This is a genomic window from Afipia sp. GW822-FHT03D08 (assembly GCF_058801645.1).
This window is the reverse complement of record NZ_JBXANK010000001.1, coordinates 2,939,412-2,958,147: the sequence shown is the minus strand read 5'-3', so window position 1 is coordinate 2,958,147 and position 18,736 is coordinate 2,939,412. Positions and strand designations below refer to the sequence as shown.

The 18,736-nt window shown below is 61.8% G+C and carries 19 protein-coding genes and 1 tRNA gene; 12 read left to right on the top strand and 8 right to left on the bottom strand.

Features of this window, described 5'->3' with window-relative positions; translation table 11 throughout:
• Window positions 1-11 precede the first annotated feature (11 nt).
• Entirely contained in the window at window positions 12-542 is a 531-nt protein-coding gene (locus tag AC1RM7_RS14645; RefSeq protein ID WP_024920203.1) for a GNAT family N-acetyltransferase, read from the top strand.
• On the opposite strand, the gene AC1RM7_RS14640 is transcribed toward AC1RM7_RS14645, so the two are convergent.
• The 3 genes from AC1RM7_RS14640 to acnA all read right to left on the bottom strand — a co-directional run bounded on the left by AC1RM7_RS14640 (window position 543) and on the right by acnA (window position 4,919).
• Window positions 543-911 carry a DUF2794 domain-containing protein gene (locus AC1RM7_RS14640; RefSeq protein WP_006023234.1) on the bottom strand — a complete coding sequence of 123 codons (369 nt, stop codon included), beginning with the start codon at window positions 909-911 and terminating at the stop codon, window positions 543-545.
• A 390-nt stretch (window positions 912-1,301) separates the two neighbouring features.
• The gene (locus tag AC1RM7_RS14635; protein WP_006023235.1) at window positions 1,302-2,072 is read right to left on the bottom strand and encodes a DUF1223 domain-containing protein; all 771 of its coding nucleotides are present in this window, start codon (window positions 2,070-2,072) and stop codon (window positions 1,302-1,304) included.
• 126 nt (window positions 2,073-2,198) lie between these two features.
• On the bottom strand, window positions 2,199-4,919 hold the full coding sequence (acnA, locus tag AC1RM7_RS14630; protein WP_492837544.1) for an aconitate hydratase AcnA: 2,721 nt from the start codon (window positions 4,917-4,919) through the stop codon (window positions 2,199-2,201).
• Window positions 4,920-5,159: 240 nt separating this feature from the next.
• On the opposite strand from acnA, the gene ccmA reads away from it, so the two are divergent.
• From ccmA to AC1RM7_RS14600, 6 genes are all read left to right on the top strand, one after another.
• A complete protein-coding gene (ccmA, locus tag AC1RM7_RS14625) occupies window positions 5,160-5,762 on the top strand; it encodes a heme ABC exporter ATP-binding protein CcmA (protein WP_024920202.1) in 603 nt (200 codons plus the stop codon).
• Complete coding sequence (gene ccmB / locus AC1RM7_RS14620; protein WP_024920201.1) at window positions 5,759-6,427, top strand: heme exporter protein CcmB; 669 nt, start codon at window positions 5,759-5,761, stop codon at window positions 6,425-6,427. Before ccmA ends, ccmB begins: the two co-directional genes overlap by 4 nt.
• A gap of 94 nt (window positions 6,428-6,521) precedes the next feature.
• Window positions 6,522-7,253 (top strand): heme ABC transporter permease, encoded by a 732-nt coding sequence (locus AC1RM7_RS14615; RefSeq protein WP_006023239.1) that lies wholly within the window; start codon window positions 6,522-6,524, stop codon window positions 7,251-7,253.
• A 5-nt stretch (window positions 7,254-7,258) separates the two neighbouring features.
• Window positions 7,259-7,450 carry a heme exporter protein CcmD gene (gene ccmD / locus AC1RM7_RS14610; protein WP_024920200.1) on the top strand — a complete coding sequence of 64 codons (192 nt, stop codon included), beginning with the start codon at window positions 7,259-7,261 and terminating at the stop codon, window positions 7,448-7,450.
• Window positions 7,447-8,037 (top strand): DsbE family thiol:disulfide interchange protein, encoded by a 591-nt coding sequence (locus AC1RM7_RS14605; protein ID WP_024920199.1) that lies wholly within the window; start codon window positions 7,447-7,449, stop codon window positions 8,035-8,037. The genes ccmD and AC1RM7_RS14605 overlap by 4 nt, the downstream gene beginning before the upstream one ends.
• 125 nt (window positions 8,038-8,162) lie before the next feature.
• Window positions 8,163-8,543: a ComEA family DNA-binding protein gene (locus AC1RM7_RS14600; RefSeq protein WP_024920198.1), complete on the top strand. Its 381-nt coding sequence runs from the start codon at window positions 8,163-8,165 to the stop codon at window positions 8,541-8,543.
• 153 nt (window positions 8,544-8,696) lie between these two features.
• Here the strand turns inward: AC1RM7_RS14600 and AC1RM7_RS14595 are convergent, their stop codons facing one another.
• Entirely contained in the window at window positions 8,697-9,308 is a 612-nt protein-coding gene (locus AC1RM7_RS14595; RefSeq protein WP_024920197.1) for a septation protein A, read from the bottom strand.
• 2 nt (window positions 9,309-9,310) lie between these two features.
• On the bottom strand, window positions 9,311-10,258 hold the full coding sequence (gene ftsY / locus AC1RM7_RS14590) for a signal recognition particle-docking protein FtsY (protein ID WP_024920196.1): 948 nt from the start codon (window positions 10,256-10,258) through the stop codon (window positions 9,311-9,313).
• A gap of 52 nt (window positions 10,259-10,310) precedes the next feature.
• Between ftsY and AC1RM7_RS14585 the strand changes: the two genes are divergently transcribed.
• Window positions 10,311-11,042 carry an RluA family pseudouridine synthase gene (locus AC1RM7_RS14585; protein ID WP_024920195.1) on the top strand — a complete coding sequence of 244 codons (732 nt, stop codon included), beginning with the start codon at window positions 10,311-10,313 and terminating at the stop codon, window positions 11,040-11,042.
• 72 nt (window positions 11,043-11,114) lie between these two features.
• Here the strand turns inward: AC1RM7_RS14585 and rpsA are convergent, their stop codons facing one another.
• The 3 genes from rpsA to aroA all read right to left on the bottom strand — a co-directional run bounded on the left by rpsA (window position 11,115) and on the right by aroA (window position 15,039).
• Complete coding sequence (gene rpsA, locus AC1RM7_RS14580) at window positions 11,115-12,815, bottom strand: 30S ribosomal protein S1 (protein WP_006023246.1); 1,701 nt, start codon at window positions 12,813-12,815, stop codon at window positions 11,115-11,117.
• A 251-nt stretch (window positions 12,816-13,066) separates the two neighbouring features.
• Entirely contained in the window at window positions 13,067-13,705 is a 639-nt protein-coding gene (gene cmk / locus AC1RM7_RS14575; RefSeq protein ID WP_024920194.1) for a (d)CMP kinase, read from the bottom strand.
• Entirely contained in the window at window positions 13,702-15,039 is a 1,338-nt protein-coding gene (aroA, locus tag AC1RM7_RS14570; protein WP_024920193.1) for a 3-phosphoshikimate 1-carboxyvinyltransferase, read from the bottom strand. The genes cmk and aroA overlap by 4 nt, the downstream gene beginning before the upstream one ends.
• A 152-nt stretch (window positions 15,040-15,191) precedes the next feature.
• On the opposite strand from aroA, the gene AC1RM7_RS14565 reads away from it, so the two are divergent.
• From AC1RM7_RS14565 to ugpB, 4 genes are all read left to right on the top strand, one after another.
• Entirely contained in the window at window positions 15,192-15,608 is a 417-nt protein-coding gene (locus AC1RM7_RS14565) for a TIGR02300 family protein (RefSeq protein ID WP_006023249.1), read from the top strand.
• Between the two features lie 120 nt (window positions 15,609-15,728).
• Window positions 15,729-15,804, top strand: a tRNA-Ala gene (locus AC1RM7_RS14560).
• A 201-nt stretch (window positions 15,805-16,005) separates the two neighbouring features.
• Window positions 16,006-17,208: a CaiB/BaiF CoA transferase family protein gene (locus AC1RM7_RS14555; RefSeq protein ID WP_024920192.1), complete on the top strand. Its 1,203-nt coding sequence runs from the start codon at window positions 16,006-16,008 to the stop codon at window positions 17,206-17,208.
• Between the two features lie 202 nt (window positions 17,209-17,410).
• Window positions 17,411-18,724, top strand: coding sequence for a sn-glycerol-3-phosphate ABC transporter substrate-binding protein UgpB (gene ugpB / locus AC1RM7_RS14550; protein ID WP_006023251.1), 1,314 nt, complete (start codon window positions 17,411-17,413; stop codon window positions 18,722-18,724).
• Window positions 18,725-18,736: the final 12 nt, after the last annotated feature.

The window sequence follows — 18,736 nt, the reverse complement described above, 5'->3', positions numbered from 1 at the left end:
CTGCGATCGACATGCCCCAGCTTCATATCCGGCCCGCTGCCGTCACCGACCTCCCCGCGATCACGGCGATCTATCGTCATGCGGTTCTCCGCGGCACCGCGACTTTCGAACTCGACCCGCCCGATCTTGCCGAAATGACACGACGCTACGAAGCACTGGCGGCGGCCGGCTTCCCGTATCTGGTGGCGGTCATGGAAGACATCGTCGTCGGCTATGCCTATGCCGGACCCTACCGGCCCCGTCCGGCCTATCGGTTCACAGTCGAAAACTCCGTGTATCTCGATCCTGCGGCGCAGGGACGGCGCATCGGCACGCGGCTGATGCAGGACCTGATTGCCGCGTGCGAAGATCGCGGCTACCGGCAGATGATCGCCGTAATCGGTGATTCCGCCAACGCCGCCTCGATTGGCGTCCATGCCCGCGCCGGATTCGAAATGATCGGCACGCACCCCAGCGTCGGGTTCAAGTTCGGCCGCTGGCTCGACACGGTGATGATGCAGCGCGCCCTGGGCGAGGGCGGCGAGACGACGCCAAAAGATTAATCAAACCAGCGCGAGCTTGCGATCGATCACCAGCAGAACGCGATCAAGCTCATGGCCGCGGCGCAGAATCTGTCCGCTGGCGGCAATCACGCTGTACGCACCCTGCTTGCGGGCGAGCCGCGGGTCCTTTTCGATCCGGTAGATCGGGACCTCCGACGCGCGGCGAAAAATCGAAAACACCGCGCGGTCTTTCAGAAAATCAATCGCATAGTCGCGCCACTCACCGTCGGCGACCATGCGTCCGTAGAGATTCAGAATGCGATTAAGTTCGACGCGATTGAACGTTACGGTCTGGGGCGGGAGCGGCGCAGTGCTGCGCTCCAGCCCCCTGCTCTCGCTCGGATCGATATCGCCCGACATTGAACTCATCGGCGCCTCCTGTCACGCAGGTGACATGATCGCCCCGTCTGGCCACGCCTGCAAGTCTGATTTCAGGCGTATCCGCTGTCCGTTTCAGGAGCAAAGGCATCACGCGGACGTCAGGCAAAATCATAATGCCGCCCGAATTCGGCCCATCCCCCGCCGTGCTGGGCTGCGATCAAAAGGAAACTGCGTTGACCCGGTCCTTTCGGCACCGGATTCCTCAGCCCCCAGCCCCCCGGGGTCGTCAGGATCGGGTCTAACTCTTCGCAGTAAACTGGATCCCCAATCCTTCGGCCGGCGCAAGCTGGCCGTTTTTGTTTTGGCGATCTCGTTGAGAGACGACCGTGCAGCCGCGAGCAATCGCTGCCGGCAGCGCATCATCCAAAATTTTTTGAATCAGTTCAGCGACGTAAAGGCCGCACCAAGCATCGGGCCGGGCTTGTCGCGATTGCCGTCCTGAATATAGACCGCTGCGGCATCGACGCCATCGCGCGTGATGTTTTCGAGCGGTACGGACCAACTGCCCGCCTTGCCGTTCCAGTCACCGACCTTCAGCACGTTACGCACCACGTTGTGATACGTGATCTGCTGTCCGCGATTCTCACCGCGTGAGATGGTGATCGGAACCGCTTTCGACACGGCGCAAATCCAGATCTCGCCGCTCCTGCCGCTACCTTCCGCCACCGATACTTTGATCTGTCCGCCAGACTGCGTCATCGTCACAGGGACCGACATCACGCCGTCGTTGTTCTGCGTCCTCTTCGTGGCGTTCTCGATTGCCGCGCGATCGCTGCCAAGAACGTTTGTCGTGCCGTTGACGACGGCCTGTGGCGTGTAGACGCCGCGGTCGCCGCGTGCATGCGAGTAGGCTTTCTGACGCGCACTGAACCGCGAATCCGCCAGCGTGTCCTTCCAGCCGAGATAATCCCAATAATCGATCGGCAAACTGAGCGCGATCACAGAGGGATCCTGCGCCAGCTCACCGAGCACCTTGTCCGCGGGCGGACAAGACGAACATCCCTGAGAGGTGAAGAGTTCAACGACTGCGCGCGGATCTGCGCATACCGGTGTGATGACGGTAAAGATCGCGCAAACGCCCAGCGTGCGCGACAGCCGCGAGGCGATTGCACCGGCCCTTGTCGGTATCGAAACTGGCAAATCAGACATCCCGTCTGCCCCCACGATGCATGATGCCTCCTCACCAAGAAGGCGGCCCCTTGATAGGCCGCCCCCTGGTAGCTCGCTACTCACTTCGCGGTGAGGCTGTTCACGGATGCGTTTCCAGACCGCATGTTACGCGGCCAGATTGCGCAGCACGTACTGGAGAATGCCGCCATTCCGGTAGTATTCAAGCTCATCGAGCGTATCGATACGGCAAAGCAGCGACACTTGCTTCTGCGAGCCGTCCGAAGACACGATCTCCGCCGTTAACTTCTGACGCGGCTTGAGATCACCCTGAAGGCCGCGAATCGTGACCTTCTCGTCGCCCTTCAAACCGATCGACTGCCACGACTCGCCCTGCTCGAACGTCAGCGGGAGCACGCCCATACCGACGAGGTTCGAGCGATGGATGCGCTCGAAGCTCTGGGTGATCACGGCGCGCACGCCAAGCAGGCGCGTTCCCTTGGCGGCCCAGTCGCGCGACGAGCCGTTGCCGTATTCGGCGCCGGCGAACACCACGAGCGGCACCTGCTCGGCCTGATACTTCATCGCGGCATCGTAGATCGACATCTGCTCGCCGTCGGGCCAGTGCTTGGTCAGACCGCCTTCAGGAACGTTGCCGTCGGCGCCCTTCAACATGAAGTTCTTTATACGGATGTTGGCGAACGTGCCGCGCATCATCACTTCGTGGTTGCCGCGGCGCGTACCGTACTGGTTGAAGTCGGCGGGCCGCACCTGGTGCTCGGACAGATACTTGCCGGCGGGCGAGGTCAGCTTGATCGAACCGGCCGGAGAGATGTGGTCGGTGGTGATCTTGTCGCCGAACATCGCAAGGATGCGCGCATCGAGCACGTCCTTGATAGGCTCGGGCTTCATCTTCATGCCCTCGAAGTACGGCGGGTTCTGCACATAGGTCGAGCTCATGTTCCAGGCATAGGTGTCGCTGGTCACGGTCTTGATCTTGCGCCAGTTGGTGTCGCCCTTGAACACGTCGGCATACTTCTTCTTGAAGATCGTCGAAGTGACGTACTTCTTGATGAAGGCATTGATCTCCTTCGTGGTGGGCCAGATGTCTTTCAGATAAACGGGCTTGCCGTCCTTGCCGGTGCCGATCGGCTCGACATCGAGATTCTTCGTCACCGTGCCAGCCAGTGCATGGGCGACAACCAGCGGCGGCGAGGCGAGATAGTTCGCCTGCACGTCGGGCGAGACGCGGCCTTCGAAGTTGCGGTTACCCGAGAGCACGGCGGCGGCAACGATGCCGTTGTCGTTGATAGCCTTCGATATCTCTTCCGGCAGCGGGCCGGAATTGCCGATGCAGGTGGTGCAGCCGAAACCGACAAGGTTGAAGCCGACCTTGTCGAGATCCTTTTGCAGACCGGAATCCGCGAGATACCCGGCAACCACCTGGCTGCCCGGTGCAAGCGAGGTCTTCACCCATGGCTTCGCCTTGAGACCCTTTGCAGCGGCCTTACGGGCCAGAAGACCCGCAGCGATCAGCACGCTGGGGTTGGAGGTGTTGGTGCAGGAGGTGATAGCGGCAATCACCACATCGCCGTGGCCCAGATCTTCCTTGCGGCCCTCGACCGGGAAGCGCGCATTGTGATCCGTCGGCTTCTTGTATTCGTTGGTCAGTGCATCGTCGAAAAGGCTGGCAACCGTCGGCAGCGCGACACGGCCTTCCGGACGCTTCGGACCGGCAAGCGAGGGCACCACATCGGCGAGATTGAGAGTCAGAAGCTCGGTGAACACTGGATCCGGCGACTTCGATGTGCGGAACAGGCCCTGCGCCTTGGCATACTTTTCAACCAGCGCGACGCGCGCCGAAGCACGGCCCGAGGTCTTGAGATAATCGAGCGCGGCCTTGTCGACCGGGAAGAAGCCGCAGGTCGCGCCATATTCCGGCGCCATGTTCGCTATGGTGGCCTTGTCGGCAACCGAGAGATGATCGAGGCCGGCGCCGAAAAACTCGACGAACTTGCCGACCACGCCGAGCTTGCGCAGCATCTGGGTGACGGTGAGAACGAGGTCGGTCGCGGTGACACCTTCCTTAAGCTGGCCTTCGAGCTTGAAGCCGACCACATCCGGCAGCAGCATGGAGAGCGGCTGGCCGAGCATGCAGGCTTCGGCTTCAATGCCGCCGACGCCCCAGCCGAGAACCGCAAGACCGTTGACCATGGTGGTGTGCGAGTCGGTGCCGACCAGCGAATCCGGATAGGCAACTTCAAAGGTGGCGGTCTTCTTGCCGACGGTCATCTTCTCCTTCTTGGTCCAGACCGTCTGGGCCAGATATTCGAGATTGACCTGATGGCAGATGCCGGTGCCGGGCGGCACCACGGAGAAATTCGAGAACGCCTTCTGGCCCCACTTCAGGAATTCGTAACGTTCCTGGTTCTGCTTGTACTCTTCCGCGACGTTCTTGCCGAAAGCCTTGTTGTCACCGAAGAAGTTCACGATCACCGAGTGATCGATCACGAGATCGACGGGGACCAGCGGGTTGATCTTTTCCGCATCACCGCCGAGCGACTTCATTGCGTTGCGCATGGCGGCGAGATCGACCACCGCAGGCACGCCGGTGAAGTCCTGCATCAGCACGCGCGCGGGGCGGAATGCGATTTCGTGTTCGAGGGTCTTCTTGCTCGCCCACTTCGAGAACGCGACGATGTCCGCCTTGGTGACAGTGCGGCCGTCTTCGTTGCGCAGCATGTTCTCGAGCAGCACCTTCATCGAGTACGGCAGCTTCGAAATGCCCTTGAGGCCGTTCTTTTCAGCGGCAGGCAGGCTGTAATACACGTACGTCTTGGCGCCGACCTTGAGGGTTTTCTGGCACTTAAAGCTGTCGAGTGAGGGCATGTGAACGATCCCAGTTCAAAAAGTTAGAGACACCCGGCAAAAGGTATCGGGACACCGTCAAGAGCGAAGGAATCAGGGTTGAACCGTGCTGTTTCCGGCGGCTGATTGTGTGCTGCACCAAGTTCCGGTTTTATAGAATCTTTCCAGTCTGTCCACCACACCCGCTATGGATTGTCCGCTTCTCATGCCTGCCACGACTGGAACCGCAGCACCCTGTCACAAGCCATCGGTCAATCCGTTATGAGGCTTACAGGTCAGGGTCTGGAATGCGTCAGGGGCGGGCGAAGCATCTTTTCCGGTCTCGATTTTGAGGTTCCTGCGGGGCAGGCGCTGGCGGTGACCGGAATCAACGGAGCCGGCAAGTCGTCGCTGCTGCGGATCATCGCGGGGCTGCTTCCGGCCGCCGGCGGTGCGATGACGCTGGAGGGCGGCGAGGCAGAGCTGACGCTGCCCGAGCAGGCGCATTACCTCGGCCACCGCGACGCACTGAAGCCGTCTCTTACGGTGCTGGAAAATCTCGATTTCTGGCGGAATTTCCTCGGCGGCGAGGCCATCGACGGCACCGCCAGCCTCGAGGCCGTCGGCCTCGGCCATGCCGCCCATCTGCCGTCAGCATTTCTGTCGGCCGGACAGCGACGCCGCCTGTCGATTGCCCGGCTGATCGCGGTCAACCGCCCCGTCTGGCTGCTGGACGAGCCAACTTCCGCCCTCGACACCTCCGGTCAGGCCATGGTTGCCGATCTGATGGGCGCTCATTTGCGCAGCGGCGGAATCATTCTCGCCGCAACCCATGGACCGCTCGGCATTCCCACGCACGAATTGCGGATCGGCGGTGACGCGTGAGCGCTCTGGCTGCACTCGTTCGCCGTGACATCGCCGTTGCGCTGCGCGCCGGCGGCGGCGCGCTGATCGGCGTGCTGTTTTTCGTCTCGGTCGTGGTGGTGATACCGTTCGCCCTCGGCCCCGATCTGGCTTTGCTCAAGCGCATCGGCCCCGCCATTCTCTGGCTCGGCGCAATGCTGGCAAGCCTGCTGACACTGGATCGGCTGTTCACCGCCGATCAGGACGACGGGTCGCTCGATCTGATCGTGATGAGCCGCATACCGCTGGAATTGAGCTGCGCGGCGAAGGCGCTGGCGCATTGGCTGGCGGCCGGCGTGCCGCTGATCGTGGCGACGCCGATCATCGGCATCCTGCTCAATCTCGACGCCGACGCCACGTTCGCGGTCGCGCTGACACTCTTGGTCGGAACACCCGCGCTGACATTTACCGGCATGATCGGGGCTGCGCTGGCCGTGACCCTGCGGCGCGGCGGATTGCTGCTTGCGGTGGTGGTGTTGCCGCTGTCGATACCGGTGCTGATTTTCGGCGTCGCGGCCTCGAATGCGGCCATCGACAAACCTGGTGCATTCGGCACGCCGTTCTCGATCCTGTGCGCGCTGTCGCTGGTCAGCCTTGTGGTTGGCCCGTTCGCCGCCGCGGCCAGCCTGCGGCAGGGCCTCGACTGATGCGATATTGCGCCCGATCAACTCTCGCGGAACTGCGCTGCGGTAACACTTGCGCGCATTGCCTGCCGCGCTTGTCACGATTATCAGGAACGCCATGAGCCTCATCGACCTCGCCAATCCCACACGGTTCCTCGCATTGACCGAGCGCGTGCTGCCCTGGCTGGCCGCAGCGACCGCGATCCTGCTCGCAATAGGCCTTTATCAATCAGCCATGGCGCCTGACGATTACCAGCAGGGCGCGACGGTGAAGATCATGTTCATCCACGTGCCGAACGCGTGGCTGTCAATGTTCGTCTGGGGCGTCATGAGCGTGGCCGCGCTCGGCACACTGGTGTGGCGGCATCCGCTGGCGGATGTTGCAGCGAAGGCTGCCGCTCCGATTGGCGCAGCTTTTACATTTCTCGCGCTGGTCACCGGCTCGCTGTGGGGCCGTCCGATGTGGGGCACCTACTGGGAATGGGACGCGCGGCTCACTTCAGTATTGATCCTGTTCCTGATGTATCTCGGCATCATGGCGCTGTGGCGCGCGGTGGAAGATCCCTCGCGCGCGGCCCGCGCCGCCGCGATCCTCACGCTGGTCGGCGCGATCAATATTCCGATCATCAAGTTTTCGGTCGACTGGTGGAACACCTTGCATCAGGGCGCATCAGTGATCCGCGCAGGCGGTCCGAGCATGGACCGCGTGTTTCTGATCCCGCTGCTGATCATGGCCGTCGCCTTCTCATTGCTGTTCCTGACGCTGCATCTGGCCGCGATGCGCAATGAAGTGCTGCGGCGGCGGGTGCGAACCCTGCAGATGATGCAAGCCAGCCGGCAGGCGGCGTGACCACGATGTCCCTTCTCACGTCGCTCGGTCCATACGCCTCCTTCATCGTCACGTCCTATGCGCTGGTCGCGTTCGTCGTCGTGGCCCTCATCGTCTGGATCGCGCTCGACTTCCGGCGCCAGACGCAGACGTTGCGTAAACTCGAAGCCAGCGGCATCACCCGCCGCTCGGCGCAACCGCCCGGCAAACCATCGTGAGCAATGAGGGCGCAACGCGGCGGCAATCCCGCTCATGGCTGGTGGCGCTGCCGCTGGTCGCCTTCGCCGTGCTGGCCGGGCTGTTCTGGTTCAGGCTCGGGTCGGGCGATCCGGCACGGATTCCATCGGCCTTGATTGGCCGCCCCGCGCCGCAGACAGGTCTCCCTCCGCTCGAAGGGCTGATCGCCGGCGGCGAACAGGTGCCGGGCCTCGATCCCGCGGCATTCAAGGGACAGGTCAGTGTCGTCAATGTCTGGGCCTCGTGGTGCGTGCCATGCCACGATGAAGCGCCGCTGCTGCTGCAGCTCGCGCAGGACAAGCGCATCCGCATGATCGGCATCAACTACAAGGATGCGCAGGACAACGCCCGGCGCTTCCTTGGGCGCTACGGCAACCCGTTCAATGCCGTCGGCGTCGACGCCAATGGCCGGGCGTCGATCGAATGGGGCGTCTACGGCGTGCCGGAGACGTTCGTGATCGGCCGCGACGGGACCATTTCCTACAAGCTGATTGGACCGGTGACGCCGGAGAATTTCGAGCGGTTGCTGAAGGCCGAGATCGAGAAAGCACTGCGCGCCAGACCCTGATTGGGGTCGGCAGCCACCGAAAATAATTTTGCGCTTTTATCTGCCGTTCATTTTGGAGCCATGGCGCAGCCACGAATTCGAACATACGCTATGGGTGTTGCAATCACTGTCCTGGAGGGACACCCATGCGTTATATGAAACTTGCTTCATTGACTGCCGCGACCCTTGCGCTCGGCCTGCTCGCGTCCTCGCCGTCGTTCTCGCAGGCGACCCAGCCGGCCGGATCCGACAAGATGGCGCCCGCGAAAATGGCTCCCGCACCGAAGGCCGACAAGATGGCTCCGGCTGCAAAGGAACCCAAGGCAGCCCCGAAGGCCGACCTGCTCGACATCAATTCGGCAAGCGCGGATGAACTGAAGGCGCTCAAGGGCATCGGCGACGCTTACTCGGCCGCGATCATCAAGGGTCGCCCGTACAAGGGCAAGGACGAACTTGTGCAGAAGAAGATCGTGCCTGAGAAGACCTACGCCGAAATCAAGGACAAGATCATCGCGAAGCAGAAGTAATCCTGCTCTTCGTGACATGATCCAGCGAAACGCACCGGCGGCAATGCCGGTGCGTTTTTCTTTTTCATCATTGCGAGCGAAGCGAAGCAATCCACTCTTGGAAACAAAGCTGGATTGCTTCGTCGCTGACGCTCCTCGCAATGACGGATTACACTAGCCCTTCGTAATATCGCCGCGTTCGATGTCGCCGGCCTCGTCGGTCGCAGGCGCGATGCTGAAGCGCTTGATCAGTGGCGTCTGCGCCATGGCAAAGATCGCGGTGATCGGGATCACGCCGAACGCCTTGAACGACACCCAGAAATCCGTGCTCTGGGTGCGCCAGATAATCTCGTTCAGCACCGCCATGCCCGCAAAGAAAAACATCCAGCGGATGGTCAACAGCCGCCAGCCGGGTGGCGTGAGGTTGAACATCTGGTCAAACATGATCGCGATGAAGGAACGGCCCATCAACAATCCGATCCCAAGCGTGGCGGCAAACAGCGCATAGATGATGGTCGGCTTGACCTTGATGAACATTTCGTCGTGGAAGAACAGCGTCAGCCCGCCGAACACCAGCACGATGACGGCTGTGACGATTGCCATCAACGGCACATGCTTTGTGACAATGTAGGACGCGGCAATTGCCGCGACGATCGCAACCATGAATGCACCGGTGGCGACGAACAGCCCGAACTTCGCGTTGGCTCCAAAAAAAATCACCAGCGGGCCGAGTTCGGTCGCGAGCTTGAACAGCGGATGCGGCGCGGGTTTGTCCGAGACGGCCATGGTCAGTTGTCCTGTCCTGCAATCGCGCGGGCGAAATCGCGCGCGGTGAACGGCGCGAGATCGTCGATCCCTTCGCCGACGCCGATGAAATGCACCGGCAGCTTGTACTTCTCCGACAGCGCCACAAGGATGCCGCCGCGCGCCGTGCCATCCAGCTTGGTCATCACCAGACCCGTGACGCCCGCCGCTTTGTGGAATGCGTCGACCTGCGACAGCGCGTTCTGACCGACCGTCGCATCGAGCACCAGCAGCACGGCATGCGGCGCAGAGGCGTCGACCTTGCTGATCACGCGCCGGACTTTTTCAAGCTCGACCATCAGTTCGGTCTTGTTCTGCAACCGCCCGGCGGTATCGATCAGCAGCACATCGATGTCCTGCGCTTTCGCGGCTTCCACGGCTTCAAACGCAAGGCTTGCCGAATCCGAGCCCTGCGCGCGGGCTACCACCGGAACCTTGTTGCGCTCGCCCCACACCTTCAGTTGCTCGATGGCGGCAGCGCGGAAGGTATCGCCCGCAGCCAGCATCACCTTGCGGCCTTCCGCGGTGAGCTTTGCGGCGAGCTTGCCGATGGTGGTGGTCTTGCCGGAGCCGTTGACCCCAACCACGAGAATGACGAACGGCTTGTGCGCGGCGTCGATCATCAGCGGCTTGGCAACAGGCGCGAGAACTTTCTCAACCTCGGCGCCGACAATATTGGTCACGTCTTCCGCCGACACCGACTTGTCGTAGCGTCCCTTGCCCACGGCCTCCGAGATGCGCGCTGCGACCTCGGTTCCAAGATCGGCGCGCAGCAGCACATCCTCGATGTCATCGAGCATGGCGCGGTCGAGCTTGCGCTTGGTGACGAGATCGGCCACCGCCGTGCCGAGCGAACTCGACGTGCGCTTGAGGCCGGCGGAAAGCCGCTTCCACCAGCTTTGTTTCGGTTGATCCTGCGGACTGTCACTCATAAGGAGGGTGTGTTACCCGGTTCAGGCTACAAACGAAAGTCACTCGATACCAATGGATACGCCGCAACCGACACCGGAAGAAATACAGGCCCGCGTGCTTCACCGCGACGGCTTGATGCTGGTGATCGACAAGCCGGCCGGGATCGCCGTGCACAAGGGCCCGAAAGGCGGCCCCAATCTCGAAGCCTCGTTCGATGCCCTGCGCTACGGCCTCCCGCGCCCGCCGGTGCTGGCTCACCGGCTCGACCGCGATACGTCGGGCTGTCTCGTGCTGGGACGCCATCGCAAGGCGACCGCATCGCTCGGCCTGCTGTTCAAGCACGGCAAGATCGACAAGACCTATTGGGCCGTGGTCGAAGGCAGCCCCGATGCAAACGAAGGCGAAATCGATATTCCACTGGGACGTTTGGACGCTGAACGCGGCTGGTGGCAAAAGCCGGACCCGAATGGGCTGCCATCGAGGACGACGTGGAAGGTCATGGGTCGTGGCGACGGCCTGACCTGGCTTGCCATGGAACCGATCACCGGGCGGACGCATCAACTGCGCGTGCATTGCGCCGCGAGCGGCTGGCCGATCGTCGGCGACAACATCTACGGCAACGGGCCGCGCTTCGGCGAACCGTCGCTGCATCTTCACGCGCGCGAGATCGTGATTCCACTGTCGAAGAACAAGCCGCCGGTGCGCGTGGTCGCGCCGGTGCCAGCACATCTGCATGAGCGGCTCAAGGCCTGCGGATGGAATGGCGAGGAAGCGGCTGTTCCTGAGCTTCACTCAGCCGAATAAACGAAACAGCATCTGCAAACAAAAAGGGCCCCGGAAAATCCGGAGCCCTGATTGGTTTAAGCGACGAGGCGCTTATTTGTCGCGCTTCTTGAGCGCGTTGCCGAGAATGTCGCCCAGCGTCGCACCGGAATCCGAAGATCCGTACTGCGCGATGGCTTCCTTCTCTTCAGCGACTTCAAGCGCCTTGATCGAGACCTGCACCTTGCGCGCCTTCTTGTCGAACTGGATTACGCGGGCGTCAACCTTTTCGCCAACGGCGAAGCGCTCGGCGCGCTGGTCGCCGCGATCGCGAGCGAGTTCAGAACGCTTGATGAAGGTGGTGAAGTCGGTGCCGGTGATCTGAACTTCGATACCGGCTTCCTTCACCTCGATGATCTCGCAGGTCACGACGGCGCCCTTCTTGACGTCGCCCGGTTCTGCGAACGGGTCGCCCTCAAGCTGCTTCACGCCGAGAGAGATACGCTCCTTCTCGACATCGACGTCGAGCACCACGGCCTTGACCATGTCGCCCTTCTTGAAGTTGTCGATGACCTGCTCGCCCGGCTGTTTCCAGTCGAGGTCGGACAGATGGACCATGCCGTCCACTTCGCCGTCGAGGCCGAGGAACAGACCGAACTCGGTCTTGTTCTTGACTTCGCCTTCCACGGTCGAGCCGACCGGGAACTTCTCGACGAACACTTCCCACGGATTGCGCATGGTCTGCTTGAGACCGAGCGAGATGCGGCGCTTGGCCGAATCCACCTCGAGAACCTGCACTTCGACTTCCTGCGAGGTCGAAACGATCTTGCCGGGGTGCATGTTCTTCTTGGTCCACGACATTTCGGAAACGTGGATCAGGCCTTCGATGCCCGGCTCCAGTTCGACGAACGCGCCGTAGTCGGTAATGTTGGTGACGCGTCCGGTGAAGCGCGAGTTCAGCGGATACTTCGCCTCGATGCCCTGCCATGGATCGTCCAGCAGCTGCTTCATGCCGAGCGAAATGCGGTGGGTCTCGTGGTTGATCTTGATGATCTTCACCTTGACCGTCTGGCCGATGGCGAGCACTTCGGTCGGATGGTTGACGCGGCGCCATGCGATGTCGGTGACATGCAGCAGACCGTCGATGCCGCCGAGATCAACGAACGCACCGTAATCGGTGATGTTCTTGACCACGCCGTCGATGACCTGACCCTCTTCGAGGTTCTGCACCAGTTCCTGACGCTGTTCGGCGCGGGTCTCTTCGAGAACCGTGCGGCGCGACACCACGATGTTGCCGCGGCGGCGATCCATCTTGAGGATCTGGAACGGCTGCGAGTTGTTCATCAGCGGTGCGACGTCGCGGATCGGACGAATGTCCACCTGCGAGCGCGGCAGGAAGGCGACAGCGCCGTCGAGATCGACGGTAAAGCCACCCTTGACCTGATTGAAGATAACGCCGTGAACCTTCTCGTTGTTGTTGAAGGCCTTCTCCAGCTTGCCCCAGCTTTCCTCGCGGCGCGCCTTGTCGCGCGACAGCACGGCTTCGCCGAGTGCGTTCTCGATCCGGTCGAGGAACACCTCGACTTCGTCGCCGACCTTGAGGTCGCTCTCGCGGCCGGGGCCGTTGAATTCGCGGAGAGCCACGCGGCCCTCGGTCTTCAGGCCGACGTCGATGACGGCCATGTCTTTCTCAATTGCAACAACCTTGCCCTTGATGACGGAGCTTTCCTGCAGATTGCCGCCTGCAAAGGACTCGTCGAGCATCGCCGCGAAATCGTCGCGGGAAGGATTATATGAAGTAGCAGTCGAAGCCATTTGTTCTCCAAATGCGGAATGCCGGCAGCGGGGTTAAGGGCGTATCGCGCATCCAGTGTCAAAGGTCCGCAACCTTTGACGACCGCTTCCGCAAAGAGAGTTGCGACAGCGGGCCGGCGTGTGCCTGCACGAACGATACGGTGCAAAATTGGATTGCTGCGCCTGGAAAGCGCATGGTCTGCTGTCCGGAGCTGAGACGAAGATCGACCTCAGAAAACCGGGAGCGGGCATTCCTCCAATGACGGCAGGGACTAAGCCCTCGGCCGGCCCGCTCGAACGGCCTCGACAATGTCGATGGCAGCCCGGACGCCGCTCTCTATATCCAACTGAGAGTTATCCAGCAAGTATGCATCCGGAGCCGCTTTTAAAGGCGCTGTAGCCCGGTTCTGGTCGCGTTCGTCGCGCTTGAGGATGTCCGCCAGCACCGCCGCCTCGTCCGCCGCCTCGCCCCGGGCAAGGGCCTCCAGGGTCCTCCGGCGGGCCCGGACATGGGGGTCTGCCACGACAAAGATTTTCACATCGGCATCCGGGCAGATCACGGTTCCAATATCGCGGCCATCCAGCACGGCGCCCGGCGGATCGGCCGCAAACTGCCGCTGAAAATTGATAAGTACTTCCCTGACCTTGGGAATTGCCGACACCACAGAGGCCGCGTCACCCACTTTCTGGGTTTTCAGGACCGGATTGCCGAACTTTTCCGGGTCGAGTTCCATGGCCGCCGCAACGGCCAGCTTCTCGTCGCTCAGGTCGGACCCAGCCTCCAGCAAGGCATAGGCGACCGCACGATAAATCACCCCAGTATCGAGGTGGCGGTACCCGTAATGATGGGCGAGACGCTTGCCGAGCGTGCCTTTTCCGGAAGCGGCAGGACCGTCGATGGCGATGATCATGAAAAATCGGCTCCCAGACTGCGCATCATCGGGATGAAGTCAGGGAAGCTGGTTGCGATGAATCCGGTGTCGTCGATTTTCACCGGCGCATCCGACGCTGCGCCCATCACCAGCGCCGACATCGCGATGCGATGATCCATATGGGTGGCGACGAGGCCGCCGCCGGGCACGTGACCCTTGCCCACCACGATCATGTCGTCACCGGAAATCTCCACCTCGACACCGTTGACGCGCAACATGTCCGCAGTCGCCTCGAGCCGATCAGATTCCTTGACGCGCAATTCCTGCAAGCCGCGCATGGTGGTGACGCCTTCCGCATAGGCAGCGGCAACCGCAAGCACGAGATATTCGTCGATCATCGACGGCGCGCGCTCCGGGGGCACGGTCACGCCGCGGAGTTGCGACGCACGCACGCGAAATTGCGCCATCGGCTCGCCGGCATCGCCCCGCTGATGGCTCTCCTCGATCGAAGCGCCCATTTCACGCAATGTCGTGAAAAGCCCTGTCCGCAAAGGGTTTGTCATGATGTCGGTCAGCGTGACGTCGGACTCCGGCACGATCAGCGCAGCGACAATCGGAAACGCTGCGGATGACGGATCGGCCGGCACGACCACATCGGCGCCGCGCAATTCAGGCTGCCCCGTGAGTGCGATCCTGCGGCCGTGCGCGCCCTCCTTCGTCGTCACCACCTGCGCGCCGAAATGCGTCAGCATCAGTTCGGTGTGATCGCGGCTGGCTTCCTGCTCAATCACGGTCGTGACACCTGGCGCGGACAATCCCGCCAGCAACACCGCCGACTTGATCTGCGCCGAGGCAACCGGGGTGCGATAGGTGACGGGAATCGGATCACGCGCGCCTTGCAACGTCATCGGCAGCCGCCCGCCCTCCGCGCTGGATGTAACGCGGGTGCCCATCAGTTCCAGCGGATCAAGAATCCGGCGCATCGGCCGTTTGCGCAGGCTCGCATCGCCATCGAATGTCGCGGCGACCGGACATCCCGCCACCGCGCCCATGGCAAGGCGGCACCCGGTGCCGCTATTGCCGAAATCGAGCGGCGCGTCCGGCGCTTTGAAGCCGCCGACCCCGACGCCGCGGACCGACCAGGTCCCCTCGCCGGTGCGTTCCACCTTTGCGCCGAGCGCGGCCATGGCCTTGGCGGTATTGAGGACGTCTTCGCCTTCCAAAAGTCCGGAAATCCGGGTTTCACCCACAGCCAACGCGCCCAGAATCAGGGCCCGGTGAGAGATCGATTTGTCGCCCGGAACGCGAACGCGGCCGCTGAGAGGGCCCGTAGCCCGCGATTCCAGCGGGGTTGGTTGATTGGAATGGGACAAGATTGCGTTTCCTCAATGCAGAGCGGCTCGTACCACGGGGTTTACAGGACGTCACGGGCCGGTCATTTATCCCTCAAACCGGGGTTGACAGCGGCGGCGCAACTAGCCAAGTGAAGCACCGCTTTTTCAAGACATTCTCAGGACTATAAACCGTGGCCAAAGCCGATCTCGGAACCAAGCGCATTTGCCCGACCACGGGCAAAAAGTTCTATGACCTCAACAAAAACCCGGTGATTTCGCCATACACCGGTGAGATCGTGCCGATCGCGCCGGTGCCTCCGCCACGCACGCGCGCCGATGCGGCCGCACGTGCCGCTGCGGCAAACGCGGCCAGCATCGTGCCGGAGCCCGCGGAGTCGGAAGAATTGGTCTCGCTGGAAGAGGCGGACGCCGAAGAGAACAGCGGCAAGGTCAAGGCCGTGCTGCCGGAATCCGAGGACGATATCGAGGTCGATGAAACCCTTGCCGACGACGATGATGATGATTCGACCTTCATCGCCGAGGACGAGGAAGACGACGAAGACGTCACCGATATCATCGGCGATGTCTCGGGCGATGAAGAGACTTGAGATAAGTTCTCAAGTGTGATTTTTGGCGCATATTCGCGAAGCGGACATCTGCTTCGCGCTCAAGCCGGACAGGTTTGAAAAGGTAATTCGCCGCACTCCCCAAAGTGCGGTGAGGTGTTCGGGGCCATAGCTCAGCTGGGAGAGCGCTTGCATGGCATGCAAGAGGTCGGCGGTTCGATCCCGCCTGGCTCCACCAACCTCAAGATTTCGATCAGCGAAATTGAACCTTCACGCGCCACGTTCGCTCACTGAACAACGCGGCAGCGCAGCATGCGCGCGTGCATGGATGCCTCATCGGCCGCGATATTGACGGCGCGTTGCGAATTCTTTCAATGTGACGGCACGCTGCATCGCTGCAGCAGCATCTTTCATTCTCTGCTCATCGAAGGCTGACTCAATGACAACCCAAACCGCGCCCGGGGCAATGGCCGGACTCCGCGTGATCGATCTGACGCGCGTGCTCGGTGGTCCCTACTGCACACAGATCCTCGCCGACCACGGCGCGGATGTTGTGAAGGTCGAGCCACCGGCCGGCGACGAGACCCGCGACTGGGGCCCTCCGTTCCACGACGATGATGCGGCTTATTTTATCGGCACCAACCGCAACAAGCGTTCTGTCGGCCTCGATCTCGCCTCCGACGGCGGCCGCGCCGTGCTGATGAAGATGCTCGAGACGGCGGACGTGCTGATCGAGAATTTCAAACCGGGCACACTCGATAAGTGGGGCATCGGCAACGATTTCCTGCGCGCGAAATTCCCCAGGCTGATTCACTGTCGCATCTCCGGCTTCGGCGCTGACGGGCCGCACGGCGGCCATCCTGGCTATGACGCGATCATCCAGTCGATGGTCGGCCTGATGGCCTCGACCGGATCGCCGGAAAGCGGCCCGACGCGCATCGGCGTTGCACTCGTCGACATGTCGACCGGCCTCTATGCTGCCACCGGCATCCTGATGGCGCTGGCCGAACGCGCGAAATCCGGGAAGGGACAGTTTCTCGAGACCACTCTTTACGAGGTTGGTCTCGCGATCATGCATCCGCACACCGCAAACTTCTTCATGCATGGCAAGCCGCCGGCGCTGACCGGCAACGAGCATCCGAACCTTGTGCCTTATGCGGTTTTCCCGGCACGCGACGGCAACATCTTCATGGGCGTCGGCAACGACGGCACTTTCCGCAAACTCATGAAGGAGCTGGGGCGTCCCGAACTCGGCACCGATCCGCGCTTCGCCCGCAACCGCGACCGCATCGCACACCGCGACGAACTGCGTGCCGTGCTTGTCGACATCCTCAAGGATTTCGATAGCGAGCCGCTCTGCCGTCGCCTGCTCGCAGCGGGACTGCCGGCCGGGCCCGTGCAGTCGGTCGACAAAGCGCTGTCCAACGAGCATACCAAGGCTCGCGGCGATGTGATCGAAAAGGACTGGTACAAAGGCGTCGCCTCGCCGATCCGGTTCGACCGGACCAAGGCCAGCCTGCGCCATGTGCCGCCGAAATTCGCCCAGCACACCGACGAGATTCTCGGTGAGTTCGGCTACTCGGCAAAGGAGATCGCGGATCTCAAGGCCGCCGGCGTGGTGGTCAATCAGCGGAAGCGATAACACCGCGCAAGGCTGCAAATGACCGGGCGACGGTTGTCACGACCGCCGCCCGTTTTCTTTTATTGAACGATATCCGCATCGGGCCCGGATCATTTAGGGCTTCCCTCCGGCGGCCCTCCCCGACTACCATTCCGCGTCACGTGCACGTCATCCGGCGCTGTTACCGCGCAACGATGGTGACGGCTTCAGGGAGAAACGATCGATGACAATCCGCCAGATGGGCTTTGGCCTGGCTGCTTCCACCCTCCTTGCTTTTGCAACGCCCGCCCAGGCCGTCACCGAGCTTCAATGGTGGCACGCCATGACCGGCGGCAACAACGACATCGTCAACAAGCTCGCGGCTGATTTCAATGCCTCGCAGAGCGACTACAAGGTCGTCCCTTCCTTTAAGGGAAGTTATCCCGACACCATGAATGCGGGTATCGCCGCATTCCGTGCCGGCAACGCGCCGCACATCATTCAGGTATTCGAGGTTGGCACCGCGACCATGATGAGCGCTACGGGGGCGATCAAGCCGGTCTACCAGCTCATGAAAGACGCGGGCGAGCCGTTCGATCCGAAGGCCTATCTCCCGGCGATCACCGGCTACTACTCGACGGCGAAAGGCGACATGCTGTCGTTCCCCTTCAACTCGTCTTCGATGGTGATGTGGGTCAATCTCGACGCGCTGAAGAAAGCCAACATCGCGGAGATTCCGAAAACCTGGCCGCAGGTTTTCGACGCCGCCAAAAAGCTCAAGGCGGCCGGATACACCACCTGCGGATTTTCCAATGCGTGGGCATCCTGGGCGCATATCGAGCAGTTTTCCGCCTGGCATAATGTGGCGATCGGCACCAAGGCGAACGGCCTCGACGGCTTCGACACCGTGCTCAAGTTCAACTCGCCGCTGCACATCAAGCATCTGCAGAACCTGATCGACCTGCAGAAAGACAAGACCTATGACTATTCCGGCCGCGCCAATGCGAGCGAAAGCCGCTTCGGGTCCGGCGAATGCCCTCTCTTCCTGACATCGTCGGGATACTACGCAACCGCCAAGGGCACTGCGAAGTTCGAGTTCACCTCCGCACCGATGCCTTATTATCCCGACGTCGCCGGCGCGCCGCAGAATTCGATCATCGGCGGCGCATCGCTCTGGGTAATGGGCGGCAAGAAGCCCGACGAATACAAGGGCGTCGCAAAATTCTTCGCCTTCCTGTCCGACACCAACCGTCAGGCCAGGCTGCATCAGGAGTCCGGCTATCTGCCGATCACCAAGGCAGCCTATGAGAAGACCAAGGCGGATGGTTTCTATGAGAAGAATCCGACGCTGCAGACGCCGCTGAAGGAGCTCACCAACAAGGAGCCGACGGAGAATTCGCGCGGGCTTCGTTTCGGCAACATGGTGCAGATGCGCGACATCTGGGCGGAAGAGCTAGAGGCCGCGCTGGCCGGCCAGAAGACTGCCAAGGATGCGCTCGATTCCGCCGTGAGCCGGGGCAACGCCATGCTGCGGACATTCGAGAAAACAGCGAAGTAAATCTCCGTGCTC

Coding starts and splice junctions, on each gene's coding strand:
- AC1RM7_RS14645 (WP_024920203.1), top strand. CDS start 12: ATGCCCCAGCTTCATATCCGGCCCGCTGCCGTCACCGACCTCCCCGCG.
- AC1RM7_RS14640 (WP_006023234.1), bottom strand. CDS start 911: ATGAGTTCAATGTCGGGCGATATCGATCCGAGCGAGAGCAGGGGGCTG.
- AC1RM7_RS14635 (WP_006023235.1), bottom strand. CDS start 2,072: ATGTCTGATTTGCCAGTTTCGATACCGACAAGGGCCGGTGCAATCGCC.
- acnA (WP_492837544.1), bottom strand. CDS start 4,919: ATGCCCTCACTCGACAGCTTTAAGTGCCAGAAAACCCTCAAGGTCGGC.
- ccmA (WP_024920202.1), top strand. CDS start 5,160: ATGAGGCTTACAGGTCAGGGTCTGGAATGCGTCAGGGGCGGGCGAAGC.
- AC1RM7_RS14615 (WP_006023239.1), top strand. CDS start 6,522: ATGAGCCTCATCGACCTCGCCAATCCCACACGGTTCCTCGCATTGACC.
- ccmD (WP_024920200.1), top strand. CDS start 7,259: ATGTCCCTTCTCACGTCGCTCGGTCCATACGCCTCCTTCATCGTCACG.
- AC1RM7_RS14600 (WP_024920198.1), top strand. CDS start 8,163: ATGCGTTATATGAAACTTGCTTCATTGACTGCCGCGACCCTTGCGCTC.
- AC1RM7_RS14595 (WP_024920197.1), bottom strand. CDS start 9,308: ATGGCCGTCTCGGACAAACCCGCGCCGCATCCGCTGTTCAAGCTCGCG.
- ftsY (WP_024920196.1), bottom strand. CDS start 10,258: ATGAGTGACAGTCCGCAGGATCAACCGAAACAAAGCTGGTGGAAGCGG.
- AC1RM7_RS14585 (WP_024920195.1), top strand. CDS start 10,311: ATGGATACGCCGCAACCGACACCGGAAGAAATACAGGCCCGCGTGCTT.
- rpsA (WP_006023246.1), bottom strand. CDS start 12,815: ATGGCTTCGACTGCTACTTCATATAATCCTTCCCGCGACGATTTCGCG.
- cmk (WP_024920194.1), bottom strand. CDS start 13,705: ATGATCATCGCCATCGACGGTCCTGCCGCTTCCGGAAAAGGCACGCTC.
- AC1RM7_RS14555 (WP_024920192.1), top strand. CDS start 16,006: ATGACAACCCAAACCGCGCCCGGGGCAATGGCCGGACTCCGCGTGATC.
- ugpB (WP_006023251.1), top strand. CDS start 17,411: ATGACAATCCGCCAGATGGGCTTTGGCCTGGCTGCTTCCACCCTCCTT.